This is a genomic window from Flavihumibacter sp. (genome assembly GCF_036676075.1).
Taxonomy (GTDB): domain Bacteria; phylum Bacteroidota; class Bacteroidia; order Chitinophagales; family Chitinophagaceae; genus Flavihumibacter.
The window spans coordinates 424,647-438,592 of the sequence record NZ_JAKFDQ010000007.1 but is presented as its reverse complement, the minus strand read 5'-3'; the positions used below and the strand labels follow the sequence as shown (position 1 = coordinate 438,592).

Annotated in this window: 13 protein-coding genes; 8 read left to right on the top strand and 5 right to left on the bottom strand. The window is 45.7% G+C overall.

Going from position 1 to position 13,946, the window contains the following annotated elements:
- Positions 1 to 10 precede the first annotated feature (10 nt).
- The 3 genes from V6M43_RS04685 (at position 11) to V6M43_RS04675 (ending at position 1,434) form a co-directional block, all read left to right on the top strand.
- The gene (locus V6M43_RS04685; RefSeq protein WP_332732870.1) at positions 11 to 652 is read left to right on the top strand and encodes an RrF2 family transcriptional regulator; all 642 of its coding nucleotides are present in this window, start codon (positions 11 to 13) and stop codon (positions 650 to 652) included.
- A gap of 59 nt (positions 653 to 711) precedes the next feature.
- A complete protein-coding gene (locus V6M43_RS04680; RefSeq protein ID WP_332732869.1) occupies positions 712 to 1,056 on the top strand; it encodes a translation initiation factor in 345 nt (114 codons plus the stop codon).
- A 129-nt stretch (positions 1,057 to 1,185) separates the two neighbouring features.
- Positions 1,186 to 1,434 carry a hypothetical protein gene (locus tag V6M43_RS04675; protein ID WP_332732868.1) on the top strand — a complete coding sequence of 83 codons (249 nt, stop codon included), beginning with the start codon at positions 1,186 to 1,188 and terminating at the stop codon, positions 1,432 to 1,434.
- 68 nt (positions 1,435 to 1,502) lie between these two features.
- Here the strand turns inward: V6M43_RS04675 and V6M43_RS04670 are convergent, their stop codons facing one another.
- Positions 1,503 to 1,793 carry a hypothetical protein gene (locus V6M43_RS04670; protein WP_332732867.1) on the bottom strand — a complete coding sequence of 97 codons (291 nt, stop codon included), beginning with the start codon at positions 1,791 to 1,793 and terminating at the stop codon, positions 1,503 to 1,505.
- Positions 1,794 to 1,914: 121 nt separating this feature from the next.
- Positions 1,915 to 3,366, bottom strand: coding sequence for an NADP-dependent isocitrate dehydrogenase (locus tag V6M43_RS04665; protein ID WP_332732866.1), 1,452 nt, complete (start codon positions 3,364 to 3,366; stop codon positions 1,915 to 1,917).
- Positions 3,367 to 3,496: 130 nt separating this feature from the next.
- Between V6M43_RS04665 and apaG the strand changes: the two genes are divergently transcribed.
- A complete protein-coding gene (gene apaG / locus V6M43_RS04660) occupies positions 3,497 to 3,883 on the top strand; it encodes a Co2+/Mg2+ efflux protein ApaG (protein ID WP_332732865.1) in 387 nt (128 codons plus the stop codon).
- A 110-nt stretch (positions 3,884 to 3,993) separates the two neighbouring features.
- Here the strand turns inward: apaG and V6M43_RS04655 are convergent, their stop codons facing one another.
- Both V6M43_RS04655 and V6M43_RS04650 read right to left on the bottom strand, forming a co-directional pair.
- Positions 3,994 to 5,616 carry a peptide MFS transporter gene (locus tag V6M43_RS04655; RefSeq protein WP_332732864.1) on the bottom strand — a complete coding sequence of 541 codons (1,623 nt, stop codon included), beginning with the start codon at positions 5,614 to 5,616 and terminating at the stop codon, positions 3,994 to 3,996.
- Between the two features lie 139 nt (positions 5,617 to 5,755).
- Positions 5,756 to 7,480, bottom strand: coding sequence for a peptide MFS transporter (locus V6M43_RS04650; protein ID WP_332732863.1), 1,725 nt, complete (start codon positions 7,478 to 7,480; stop codon positions 5,756 to 5,758).
- A gap of 154 nt (positions 7,481 to 7,634) precedes the next feature.
- Between V6M43_RS04650 and purD the strand changes: the two genes are divergently transcribed.
- Genes purD through V6M43_RS04635 form a run of 3 tightly spaced genes read left to right on the top strand, consistent with a single transcriptional unit; the run spans position 7,635 to position 11,407 of the window.
- On the top strand, positions 7,635 to 8,942 hold the full coding sequence (gene purD, locus V6M43_RS04645) for a phosphoribosylamine--glycine ligase (RefSeq protein ID WP_332732862.1): 1,308 nt from the start codon (positions 7,635 to 7,637) through the stop codon (positions 8,940 to 8,942).
- Positions 8,943 to 8,944: 2 nt separating this feature from the next.
- Positions 8,945 to 9,991 carry a tryptophan 2,3-dioxygenase gene (locus V6M43_RS04640; protein WP_332732861.1) on the top strand — a complete coding sequence of 349 codons (1,047 nt, stop codon included), beginning with the start codon at positions 8,945 to 8,947 and terminating at the stop codon, positions 9,989 to 9,991.
- A gap of 39 nt (positions 9,992 to 10,030) precedes the next feature.
- Positions 10,031 to 11,407 (top strand): alpha-L-fucosidase, encoded by a 1,377-nt coding sequence (locus V6M43_RS04635; protein ID WP_332732860.1) that lies wholly within the window; start codon positions 10,031 to 10,033, stop codon positions 11,405 to 11,407.
- Positions 11,408 to 11,468: 61 nt separating this feature from the next.
- Here the strand turns inward: V6M43_RS04635 and V6M43_RS04630 are convergent, their stop codons facing one another.
- Positions 11,469 to 12,713, bottom strand: a complete 1,245-nt coding sequence (locus V6M43_RS04630) for an MFS transporter (RefSeq protein ID WP_332732859.1) — start codon at positions 12,711 to 12,713, stop codon at positions 11,469 to 11,471.
- Between the two features lie 180 nt (positions 12,714 to 12,893).
- Between V6M43_RS04630 and V6M43_RS04625 the strand changes: the two genes are divergently transcribed.
- Complete coding sequence (locus V6M43_RS04625; protein WP_187256272.1) at positions 12,894 to 13,919, top strand: rod shape-determining protein; 1,026 nt, start codon at positions 12,894 to 12,896, stop codon at positions 13,917 to 13,919.
- The last annotated feature ends 27 nt before the right edge of the window (positions 13,920 to 13,946 follow it).

Genomic DNA, 13,946 nt, shown 5'->3' with positions numbered 1-13,946 from the left:
ACAAATAATAATGAAGATCACCGCACAGGAAGAATATGGATTGCGTATCCTGATCAGGATAGCCGCTTGCTCCGAGCCGGAGGGTCTCACTATTTCCCAGCTCAGCCAGGCGGAGGGCCTTAGCATGAACTATGTAGCTAAGCTCACAAGGCTGCTAAGGCAGGAAGGATTTATTAAAAGCACTCCCGGAAAAATAGGCGGATACTTTTTATCGAGGCCGCGGAAAGATATTTCAGTGAACGTTGTTCTTAAAGCCCTTGGTGGGAGTTTGTTTGATGATGGTTACTGCGGCCTACATGCCGGCCTTTTAACTGTTTGCACCAACTCTGCTGAATGCAGTTCAAGGTCGTTGTGGCGGGTGCTACAAAACCAGATCGACCGATTCCTCGATAAGATAAGTCTGGAAGACCTCATCGGTAATGAAAAGAATGCGGAGAAAATGTTCCGACAGCTTCTGGCAGAAACCGCAGCGCAAAAGCAGGCCGGACCGATGCCGCAAAATTTAGCCGACCCAGCCATATCAAATCATAATGATACAGCCTCATTTCAGCACCAGCATCCTCATGAAGCTACTTCAAATGAGCATGGAGCCTCTTCTGAGAACCAGCCTGAAAATACCGCGCCAATTAAAGTTGACGCATTTGCAAAATAGTAACTCCCAACCTCCGTTTGCTTCCTGAGTAGTATTTTTGGACCATCATACCATTTCAAATGTCTAAGAAACGATCATCAGATAAGAACGGTTTCGTTTTTTCCACTGACCCCGGTTTCCGTTTTGAACCTGAAGAAACGGAACAATCTGAAACACTCCCATCCGATAAACAATTGTTGCGCATTAAACTTGATACCAAACAAAGAGGGGGGAAGGCCGTAACGCTCATCACAGGCTTTATCGGCTCCTCTGATGATCTGGAGAAGCTGGGAAAACAACTCAAAAACTTTTGCGGTACCGGCGGGTCAGTTAAAGATGGAGAAGCGCTGGTGCAGGGCGACCAGCGGGATAAAGTATTGCAGTGGCTTCTGAAAAATGGATATGGTCGCTCAAAGAAAGTGTGAGCTAAGCGTCAATACTTTACTCTGTTTTCAAAGTCCCTAAACTGAATTATCGCTTTCATATCATAAATTTCTATCTCACCTATTCTGAAGCCCTCTAACCAAGACCATCGCTAATAATCAATAATTCCAATGGCTCATCAATTCCTTCAAAAATTATTTCTTCTCGATGCTACCGCAGCAAGTTGGGGGCTCTACCAGCTTGTTTTCGTTTGTGCAGCATTGTTAGCTATGTACAGTGCGTATATATGGTATGAAGGGCGGCGTGATAAAGAACCGGAGATAATCCGGCGGGGTAAACTGCTATTCCTGCTGGCAGTTGTAACGATGGTGGCAACAGCATTTGTTTCCTTTGCTATAACCCAAAAATTGCCTTTCTAAGCTTAAATGAACGGCATCGCTCAATTCATTATTGCCAACCGATAAAACATGATTCAATAAAGTATTGGTTAGTCTATTGCATTCGCACGGCCTTTGATCATATACAATACCCCGGCAAGGGTGGGCATTATTAACAGCCCGATTTTCCACCTGTTCTTTTCGGCCTTGCTTAACCTGGTTGAAGCAGAAATTTCCATCCAGCACAACACGCAAAAGCTGATGGAAAGGATCATGCCGGTGAGTCCCATTAGGAGAAGGTAATTGTTTCCTGATCCGCGCAAATCAAGCAGGAACAATGCGAGGCATAACATACTATACCCGGTAATAAACAAAAAGGGGAGGTGGCGCGCTTTATACATAGAATGGTTTCTTAGAAGAGTAATATACATAACAAAAAAAACAGCCGCAAATATGCGGCTGTTTTTATGATTGGGCTCCATTGCGTTTATTCAGCCCGGAATATTTTCCTTCCCCTTTAGCTTATTGCCCTTGCGCCAGACTATAAGCATTCTTATCGCCCCATTTATTTAATAATTCAGTTGAACAGATCTTGAAATCGGCCATCAGTGCACGATACAGTTCGAGGATGTCTGTTTGTGTTACAGCAGCCCCGCCAACACTTTCAAAACGGGCGCTGTACTGGTTAACCATATTTGTAAATACCGATCCTTTAGGCCATACCTGTGTACCGCGATTGCTGATGGTTACAAGTTTAAAAACATCACCAACATGCAGCAGGCATTTTTCCGCGATCACCATTGGTTGTTCACTGCTTTCAATGAACATATCTACCCCTACGATCAGTTCATCTTCGGGTTCTTTTGACATGATCATCGGGTTTTCTTCCAGCTTGAAAACAGTTTGAGTGGCAGGCTGGTTGGGTAACATAGGTCTTGCACCATGTGTTGGTGTTTTGCCAAGGTTGGAAATGATCGCATTCGCAAACACGGTGGTATTTACTGAAGGAATACTCTTATCTCCAAAATCACCTGTATGTACACCACTTTCCAAAGTATATAGGAGGGCGTTTTCAATTGTTGCCGCATTTTCCATCATTCCCAGGTGCCTCAGCATGGCGATACCGCTTAAGAGCAGCGCAGTTGGATTTGCAATGTTCTTCCCTGCAATATCAGGTGCGGTGCCATGTACTGCTTCAAAAATACAGATATGGTCGCCGATGTTTGCGGATGGAGCAAATCCGAGACCGCCAACCAGTCCGGCGCAGAGATCACTCACAATATCTCCCTGCAGGTTAGTGAGTACCACCACATCAAATTCCTGAGGGCGGCTCACGAGTTTCATACAGAGATCATCAACAATAACATCGTCGGCTTTAAGATGGGGGTATTCTTTTGCCACTTCATAAAATACTTCCAGGAAGAGTCCGTCGGTGATCTTCATGATATTGGCCTTATGACCACAAGTGATGCGTTTTGATCCGTTCTTGCTGGCCATTTCAAATGCGTATTTGATCACCTGGAGTGATCCCGGCCGCGTAATAAAACGACGGCTGAGTGCAACATCATGCGTTAGCATATGTTCAATTCCGCCATAGGTGTCCTCAATATTTTCGCGAACAATGGTAAGATCGATGGGAATTCCTGCTTTACTGAAAACAGTGTCTACACCATGAAGGGTCTGGAAAACGCGCTTGTTCGCATAGGTATTCCAGGTTTTCCGCGCAGTAACATTCACGCTTTTTACGCCTTTGCCTTTGGGAGTTTCCATGGGTCCTTTAAACAGGATTCCCAGGTCTTCAATGGTCTGCTGGGCTTCGGGGGTCATCCCATTGGAATAACCTTTGTCGAACACCCATTTACCCATATCCACATATTCATATTCGATCGGAACTTTATTGGCCGTAAAAATATCCAATACAGCCTGCATGATCTCGGGACCGATACCATCGCCTTTGGCTACAGCTATTTTCATATAATGCTATTTACAGATTGAAATTATCAGGTGGCGCAAAGGTAAGCCGGGGTTACGAACGAACGTTCATAAAATGAACAAAAACTACCTGCTGCTGTTGTTTTTGTATACCTTTAAACAAATTTTGGGAATGAACAGTACTACCACACAGGGGGTTGAGGTGAGTGTGGAAACCTATTACCAGCCCGATTATTCCAATCCGTTAGCGGGCGAGTTCATGTTTGCCTACCGGATCACCATAGATAATCACAATAATTTTTCGGTGAAACTGCACCGCAGGCACTGGCATATATTCGACTCAAATGGCGACCACCGGGAAGTAGAAGGCGAAGGTGTAGTTGGCGTTCAACCCATGCTCACGCCCGGTGACCGTTACCAGTATGTAAGCGGTTGTAACCTTCGCTCCGAAATGGGCCGCATGTCTGGCACCTACCAGATGGAAAACATGGATACCAAGAAATTCTTTGATGTTGATATTCCCGCCTTCGAAATGGTGGTCCCATTCAAGAACAACTGATACAGGTAAGAGGTAAGAGGTAAGATGTAAGAATTAGGCTGGAGCACTTCCAAACTATTTTCATTCACTTAACACACCTGCTACCACAACAAATCTTACATCTTACCTGTCTAGAGTCCTCTTTCCCTTAAGATGCCATTAAGCCATTTCAACATTGCAAAGCACATCGCCGCAGCTGCCATCAGCAATGCGAAATTCAACCAGAAATAGTTCGCCTTATGCTCGTATTGATCCCACATGGTGGCGAGTACACCGGAGAGTTTGTTGCCAATAGATGTTGACAGGAACCAACCTCCCATCATCAGGGAAGTTATACGCGGCGGACTCAATTTGCTTACTATCGACAATCCCATCGGACTCAGAAATAGTTCACCCACCGTGATAACACCATATCCTGCTACAAGCCACCATAGGCTTGCTTTCTCTGCACCATTATTGCTTGCATAAACTGCTGCCACCATTACAAGTGCGGAGAGTCCGGAGATAAATAATCCCCAGGCAATCTTGGTTGCGGTGCTGGGTTCACGGTTTCGATTACGCATCCAGGTGAATAGGGCAACTATTAATGGGGTCAGAAGTATCACCCAGCCGGGATTAATGCTCTGGCTCAGGTTGGTTGCCCAAACCATAACGCCAGATCCTTCCGCTGGCTTCTGTTCTTCATTCAGGTTGCGGAAATAAGGATGGTAGTTAAACTCTTTCAGTATCACGCCGTTTTCCTTTTGTAAGCGGAACTGCTGATCGTAGAGGGCAACACTGTCTTTTTTATAGGGAATGGTCTGCGCGAGACTTAGTTTGTCAAATACTTTTGCCGTCGTGCCTTCCAGTGAGCGGTTTGTATAACGATCGGCCCACGTAGTTAATGCCGATCCATTTTGTTTGAATACTGCCCAAAACAAGATCACCACAGCAAAGATCGCCAGCAGCGCGGCAATAGGTCGCTTCTCGCTGGCTTCGGCCTTGAAATAGAGCGAACCATAAAAATACAGAACCGGGATACAGGCGAAGATGAATGCATCCGTTGAGTCTGATCCGAATAATGAGCCGGGAAGCAACCAGCCAAGTATACCCGCAATTACGGAAGGCAAAAGAATAAGTAATACGATACGGGTGATTGACATATCATCCTTGCTCACGCCTTTCTTTATATCAAATGCTATATAGTGTTTTGTGCCAATGATAAATACCACCACCCCGATCAGCATTCCAATACCCGCTGCTATAAACGCATATCCCCAGCCCAGCATTATATATAGGGCGGCACCAAAAAAGTTACAGATAAAGGCACCCAGGTTGATGCCCATATAAAAGATATTATACCCCTCGTCTTTCTGCGCTTTAAACTGAGGGGTTGAATAAACGTTACCAAGCAACGTACTGATATTGGGTTTGAAGAATCCGTTTCCCACTATAACAAGTGACATACTGGTATACAGCATGGCGGTGTTATGGATGGCCATGAGGCAATATCCTGCTGCCATCATCAATCCACCGGCAATGATTGATCTACGGTAACCAAAATAACGATCGGCCAGTAACCCTCCCAAAAATGGCGTAAGGAAAACCAGGGCGATGAAAGTGCCATAGAGATCTGCAGATTCTGCTTCCGTCATTCCATACCCGGTCTTTACATCTTTCAGGTAAAGCGTAAAAATTCCGATCATCAGGTAATAACCAAAACGTTCCCACATTTCGGAGAAGAAGAGGTATGGTAGTGCGCGCGGATGCTTCACAGATAAAATTTAAGAGGTAAGAGGTAAGAATTGAGGTAAGATTTAAGAATTAAGAGGTAAGATTTAGCACTTCCAAATTTTTTCCATTCACTCAACACACCTGCCACCACAACAAATCTTACTTCTTAACTCTTCCCTCTTACATCTCCCGCGGGTGCATCATCTTCTGCAGCTTCTTGGTGAGCAGGAAGAGTATCAATGATGCGAGGCCCGCCATGCCCACAAAGAGCATGAAGAAATCATAATTATCTTTCATCTCGTAGCCGAGGAAGCTGGTGGTTTTTCCATCGGGATACAAGGCACTCAGCACACCAGCAAATTTATTGGCGGCAGCATTGGCAAGAAACCAAACAGCCATCAGCAGGGAGGCAAATTTTAAAGGAGCCAGCTTATTCACCAGGCTAAGTCCGATGGGTGACAAACAGAGTTCACCCCAGGTGTGCAAGGCATACATGCCAAGCAACCACATCATACTCACCTTAATGCCAGGCTCAACATTTTTTACGCCAAATGCGATCCACAAATATCCAAGGGCTAGTAGCAATAATCCCCATGCCATTTTTGTAGGGGACGATGGTTCGTTTTTACCAAGTTTTATCCAGAGCCACGCAAATACGGGTGCAAATGCCACAACATAAATGGAGTTCAGTGACGCAAATGCGCTGGCAGGAACTTCATCAATAAGTATTGATGACTGTCCTTTCATCGCAAGTAAAATATTTCCAACCAGCACGGTGATAAACAAAATAGCCAGCAGCACCTGCACGGTAATACGAAGATTTTTGTGGAAGGAATCTGCCAGTCCTTTCGAAACCTTCTGGAAAAGGGTGAATGTATAATAGAGAAGAGCTGCCGATAGAACGTAAATCAGCCACATGGGGATATTCCAATTCAATACCCGGTCGGTCTGTTCATCTGCGAAGAAGGTGAGGGATGCTCCCGCCTGTTCAAAAGCACTCCAGAAAAAGATCACGAAAAACGCCACGATGAATATCACCATGATGCGGTCTTTTTCAAACTTATTAATGGTTTTATCAGAGAATATAAAAAACGCGATGAATATCACTGATGCCAGCAACAGGTACGTGAGGAAGCTGAATACTTTCGCATCAATGTATAACAGTCCGATCATAAGGGCCGATAAGACAGCGAGGCCCAACCCCACAAATATGGGATTGGAAAATGCTTTCGGGGCATCTCCAGGAACCTGTCCCAATGGCTGCCCGTCTGGCGCTACCACATATTTATTCTGGAATGCAAGTTGTACTACCACACTGAGCAACATGGCAATTCCACCTGCCAGGAAAGCCCATTTGAAATCTGCCGGGTCGCCGGTATCTCCCAGGAATGCACAAACGATTGGTCCGAGTGCACCTCCTACATTGATCCCCATATAGAAAATTGTATATGCGGCATCTGTGCGGCGATCACCTTTTGGGTAAAGTTGTCCTACCAGTGATGAGATATTTGGCTTAAAAAAACCATTACCTGCAATCATGAATCCGAGTCCGGAGAAAAAGAATATGGAGGACAATGATTCGTTTGTGCTATATAGTGAGCCGCAGAAAAAAAGTATGAATTCGCCGATCGCCATCAGCAATCCCCCTGCAATGATCGATCTTTTATTTCCCCAGTAACGGTCGGCAATATATCCACCGATCAATGGGGTGAGGTAAACAAGTCCGGTATAAGAGCCATAAAGATTGGAGGCAAACACTTTGTCAAACAGAAGGGCTTTGGTCATGAATAGCACCAGCACGGCCCGCATGCCGTAATAGTTAAAACGTTCCCACATTTCCGTTGCGAAGAGAATATATAGCCCTTTGGGGTGGCCTGATTGGGATGCAAGCTGTGATTGACTCATAAGTGGATCGTTAATTTATGATTAGCTGTTGTTTGGATGGGCCAAAATAAGGATAAAATCCGTATGAGTGCCACCGGATGAGCTTTTCAAGGCATTTCTCTATTTTCGCAGCCGGATTGGTTGATCCGGCTCATTTATATAAGAAAGAATTATCATGAATATATTATTACTCGGATCTGGTGGCCGCGAGCATGCTATGGCCTGGAAAATGGCCCAGAGCCCGCTTTGCGACCGTTTATTCATTGCCCCGGGTAATGCCGGTACAGCCCAATGCGGCACCAATGTTGACCTGAAATTGACGGAGTTCCGACAGATCCGCCAATTCTGTATGGATGAATCCATTGACATGATCCTTGTTGGTCCGGAAGAACCATTGGTAAAGGGAATAGTGGATTATTTCCGCATGCATCCGGTGGCGCTTAAGAGCGGCGCACTGATGTCAATTATCGGTCCCTCCCTCTATGGTGCACAATTGGAAGGATCAAAAGCCTTTGCCAAAGCCTTCATGGATCGCCATAAAATACCCACCGCTGCTTACCGTGAGTTTGATGCCGCCAGCTTTGAAGAAGGCCTTCTATATATTAAACAGCATGCACTTCCTATCGTATTGAAAGCGGATGGCCTGGCCGCCGGTAAAGGTGTTCTCATATTAAATGATCACGATGAAGCAGCTAAGGAATTTGAAGAGATGATCAAAGAGGCAAAGTTTGGGGAGGCATCTAAAAAAGTGGTGATCGAAGAATTTTTAAGCGGCATAGAAATGAGCGTCTTCGTTCTCACCGATGGCAAGAACTACGTTCTGCTGCCCGACGCAAAAGATTATAAACGTATTGGTGAAGCTGATACCGGACTAAATACAGGAGGCATGGGTGCTGTTAGTCCTGTTCCTTTTGCTGATGATATTTTCATGAATAAAGTGATTGAAAGAGTGGTAAGGCCCACGGTGGCTGGCTTACAGGAAGAACGTATTGATTATAAAGGTTTCATTTTCGTGGGACTGATCAAGGTAAATGAAGAACCCTTTGTTATTGAATACAATTGCCGGATGGGTGATCCCGAAACTGAGGTAGTGATGCCCCGCCTGCAGAATGACCTCGTGGAACTTCTCGTGGCTACTGCCAATGGTGAATTGGATAAGGTTACCGTAGTACAGGATCCGCGGGTAGCCTGCACCGTTATGGCGGTTAGTGGTGGATATCCGGGTGATTATGAAAAGGGAAAGCTTATTAAAGGGCTTGATGCACAGCTTCCTCCCGCCAGTATCCTCTTCCATGCAGGAACTGTAGAAAAAGAAGGGGAGGTGCTTACTGCCGGAGGACGAGTACTCTGCGTTACTTCTTATGGTGAATCTGTTGGTGAAGCAGTTGCTTTATCAAAACAGGCACTGAACACAATATCTTTCGATGGTATGTATTTCCGGAAAGATATCGGGTATGAGTTTTCTGAAAGCAATAAATCCTGATCATGAAAAACGTTCATTATTCTGATTACCTCCAGCTTGATAAGATTCTTAATGCGCAACAACCGGAAAGTGATTTATTGCAGCAACCCGCACATGATGAAATGTTATTCATCATTATCCACCAGGCATATGAATTATGGTTCAAACAGGTGATGTATGAGGTGGAATCAGTGAATGCCATCATGAAGCAGCCCGAACTAAATGATAATTCACCCGAATTACAAACCGTGGTCCATCGGCTCCAGCGTTCTGTTACCATATTAAAAGTATTGGTACACCAGATCGATATTATGGAAACTATGACACCAATGGATTTTCTCGATTTCCGTGATATGCTCAGGCCGGCATCGGGTTTCCAAAGCTGGCAGTTCAAGGCGCTGGAAGCCAGGCTGGGACTGCAATTCATGCAGCGCCACGGTCAGGAGTATTACACTTCGCAATTACGGCCGGAGCAGGTGGCTTTGATCAAGCAGGTAGAATCTGAACAGCCCCTTATCAGTCTGCTTAATCAATGGCTCGAACGAATGCCATTTCTTGACCAGGCACCCGATTGGTTTGCAGATTATTCAGCTGTCTACCGGTCAAGCCTGAGTGAAAAAGAATTAGCTAATCTCCAGGGCTTTGAATCAGTATTTGGAGAAAACACTGATAGCATCACCAGCATCCCAGCTGACCATGCAGCTACTGGAAATAATTCTGGTTCCATTCGACAGCTCTCACCAAGAGCTTGCAGGGCAGCTCTTTTTATTATGCTCTACCGCGGCTACCCGATGCTTCAGCAGCCCTTTCAGCTGCTTAATGTTTTACTCGAGATCGATGAGCAGCTCAGCACCTGGCGATATCGGCATATGAATATGGTACACCGTATGATCGGAACCCGGGTGGGTACCGGTGGCAGTACCGGCAAAGACTATCTTAAAGGTGCGGTTGACAAACATTATATATTCAGGGAGATCGCCCAGCTGACAAGCTTTTTGGTAGAGCGCAGGCGCCTGCCTTCATTGGATAAGGAAACGGAAAAACGTCTGGGCTTTCTGTCTCATTCCTGATACTTGTGCCTTTTTAAGGTGCAAACAAAACGATTGTGTATGAAATTTTCGGTTTCTATTCTTCTGTTTTCAGCAGTTATGGCATTTACAACTTTGCCGGCCCAAACAGGAGTGGTTGTACAGCAAACAGAAGGGCAGGTGGCAAGTGAAAAAACTGCTGCCCCTGGGGCGGATAGCTCAAAGATGCAATGGTTTGCTGATGCCAAACTTGGCATTTTCATCCACTGGGGGATCTATGCAGTGAACGGCATTGATGAGAGCTGGAGCTTTCACAACCGCAAGATCAGCCATAGCGACTATATGAAACAGTTAGGTGGCTTCACAGCCTCCCGTTATGACCCTGAACAGTGGGCAGAACTGATCCGCGAAAGTGGTGCACGCTATGCAGTCATCACCACCAAACACCATGATGGTGTTGCCTTATGGCCCAGCAAACAAAATCATTATAATGTTGTGAAAGATACGCGCGCCCGCCGCGACCTGCTCACCCCATTCTTTGCAGCATTGGATAAACGCAATATCAAACGCGGGGCTTATTTTTCTTTGATCGATTGGTCGCATCCCGACTACCCCGGCTTTCTTAGCGACAGCTCCCGTTATAAAGTGAAGGACGACTCTTTAAAATGGAAGAGATTCCTTGCTTTTAATCTGGCACAGATCAATGAAGTGTCTAACCAGTTTCGTCCCGATCTGTGGTGGTTTGATGGCGATTGGGAACATAGTGCGGCAGAGTGGAATGCCGCGGCCATACGCTCCGCAATTCTGGCTAAAAAACCTTCTGCCATCATTAATGCGAGGTTGGCAGGCTATGGTGATTATGACACACCCGAACAAAATACACCTATTACCCGCCCAAAAGGAAAATGGTGGGAGCTGTGCATGACCATCAATAATAATTGGGGCTACCAGCATGCTGATACCAACTGGAAAACTCCATCTGAGATCATTCATATTTTTGCTGATGCCATAGGAAGTGGCGGCAACCTGCTGCTGGATATTGGACCAAAAGAAGATGGCAGTATTCCTACACAACAGGTTACTGTACTAAAGGAACTGGGCAGGTGGAATAAAAAACATGAAGAGGCAATATTTGGTTCCCTGGGAGGAATGCCGCAGGGGCATTTTTATGGTCCCTCCACCATTTCTAAAGACTCCACCATTCTTTATCTTTTCTTAACTGGAAAACCTTCGGGATCGGTTATGGTTAAGGGTTTGAAGAATACGATCAAAAAAATAAGGGTTGTTGGATCAGAGCAAACCCTTCAGCACAAAATCGTCGGAAAGATCTCCTGGAGCCAGGTTCCGGGTCTTGTATTCATTGATATTCCCGCTACGGTGAAAGACGAATATATGTCTGTACTTGCGCTCGAACTTGATAAACCGCTGAGTCTTTACTCCGGTCACGGTGGATTATAGCAGTATACCGGATAGGGCTAGGCGAAGTCCAGGTCTCTGTATCGGAGATACTTAGCCGAAGTTAGCTGGCTTGTGAGGATGATTCATTCCTTACTGGAACCAGCAACAACCAGATCAAAGATGTGATGGCCAGGGTAGCCGCTACTATGAAAGTAAAAGATGCACCCCATATCACCCAGATAAATCCTGCCAGAGTGCTTGATATTAACGTGCAGATACTTTGTAATGAACCATATAATCCGAGTGCAGTGGCTGTTTTATTAGGATCAACGGTGTTGCTGAGCCAGGCTTTCGAAATGCCTTCGGTGGCTGCAGCATAAATACCGTACAGGAGAAATAATATAAAAACCAGGAACGCATAATCAGCCAGGATTTTCCCCGCATTCAAACTCATAAAGGCAAAGCCTGAATATACCAGTACGAATAATGCCATTCCCACAATTAAAGTTTTTTTCATGCCCCATCGGTCCGCCAGCATCCCCATGGGATAGGCAGCGCCCGCATAAATAATATTGTAGAAAATATAGGCGCTGATTGTAATGGTGTCGGAACCGGTGATCGCTTTAGCCTGCAATAAAAGAAATGCATCTGAGCTGTTTGCTAAGGCAAACAGGAGTAGTCCGGATACAAGTCTGCGGTATTCCTGGCTTCCCTCGCGCCAGAAAGAAAAAAAGGAAAAGAAGTTGGTTGGTTTTTTTTGAAGCTGAAATTCTTCTTTTTCATGTTTGATGATCTTTTTCTCCCGCAGCAGGAATAGTAAAGCAACAGAAATAACCCCTGGTATAAAAGCCCAAAAGAACAATGGGCGATAAGAACCCGGATAAAAATGCAGAAAGGCAAGGGCGGCAGCAGGTCCGAGAACAGCGCCTACCGTATCCCATCCCCGGTGAAATCCGAATACTCTCGCCCGGGTTTGTGGCGTACTTTCTCCGGCCAGTATGGAATCCCGGGCAGCACTGCGCATGCCTTTGCCAAGCCGGTCGATAGTTCTTGCAAAAAAGATCCAGGCGGGATAAATAAAAACAGCCATCAATGGCTTTGACACAGCACTGAGTGCATAACCCATGCGTACAAAAGGTAGTCGCCGCCCTCGTTGATCTGATAAGTTTCCAAAATAACCCTTTGTGAGTCCGACCACAAACTCTGCTATCCCTTCAAGAACTCCTATCAATGCTATTGAAAATCCGATTTCTTTCAGGTATAAGGGTACAACAGGGTAAAGCATTTCACTCGCAAAATCTGCGAACAGGCTGACCATCGCCAGGATCCAGACTGTGCGATTGATGTTTACACCCCGTGTTGACATATGACGAAAGTAACAGATGTCGGCAAAAAGCCATTGTGAACTTATTTCGGCACTTCTTTTGCGATAGTTGGCTAATTGTGAAAAAATTGGTGATAATCAATGAATACTACTTTGATAAATCGGATTATTTCCTCCAATTTTGCTCACATTATATCCTGACTAAAAATCTGACCGCATAAAATGGGATTATTCAATTTTCTGACCCAGGAAATCGCCATGGATCTGGGTACTGCTAATACCCTTATCATACATAACGACGAGATTGTGGTCAACGAGCCTTCGATAGTGGCACTTGACCGGAACAACCCGAAAAATGTTCTTGCCGTAGGTAAGCGCGCCCTGATGATGCACGAGAAGACGCATGAAAGCATCCGGACGGTAAGGCCACTTAAAGATGGTGTTATCGCTGATTTCAACGCTGCCGAGCTCATGATCCGTGAGATGATCAAGATGATCTACCCCAAAAAACCTCTTTTCCCTCCTTCATGGCGGATGATGATATGCATTCCTTCTTCCATCACGGAAGTTGAAAAGCGTGCTGTTCGCGATAGCGCAGAGCAGGCCGGCGCCAAGGAAGTTTACCTGATCCATGAGCCAATGGCGGCTGCACTGGGTATTGGTATTGATGTGGAAGAACCCGTGGGTAACATGATCATTGATATTGGTGGTGGTACAACGGGTATCACTGTGATTGCACTTGCAGGTATCGTATGTGATCAGAGTATCCGTATTGCCGGTGATGAATTCACTGCCGATATCATGGAAGCCCTTCGCCGTTACCATAGCCTCCTGATCGGTGAAAGAACCGCTGAACAGATCAAGATCCAGATCGGAGCCGCGATGAAAGACCTCGACAATCCCCCCGACGATATCCCTGTTAATGGTCGCGACCTGGTAACAGGAATTCCAAAACAGATCATGGTCAGCTACCAGGAGATCGCCGAAGCACTCGATAAAAGCATTTTCAAAATTGAGGAGGCCATCCTCAAGGCACTGGAAACAACACCACCGGAACTGGCAGCGGATATATATCGCCGTGGACTTTACATCACAGGTGGAGGAGCTTTGCTGAGAGGGCTCGACAAACGCCTTAGCCAGAAGATAAAACTTCCGGTGCATGTTGCCGACGATCCATTGAAAAGTGTTGTTCGCGGAACGGGAATTGCACTTAAAAATTATGACCGGTATCCGTTTGTGATGCGCTGATAAAGGAGCGGGTTAGAAGCATAAATT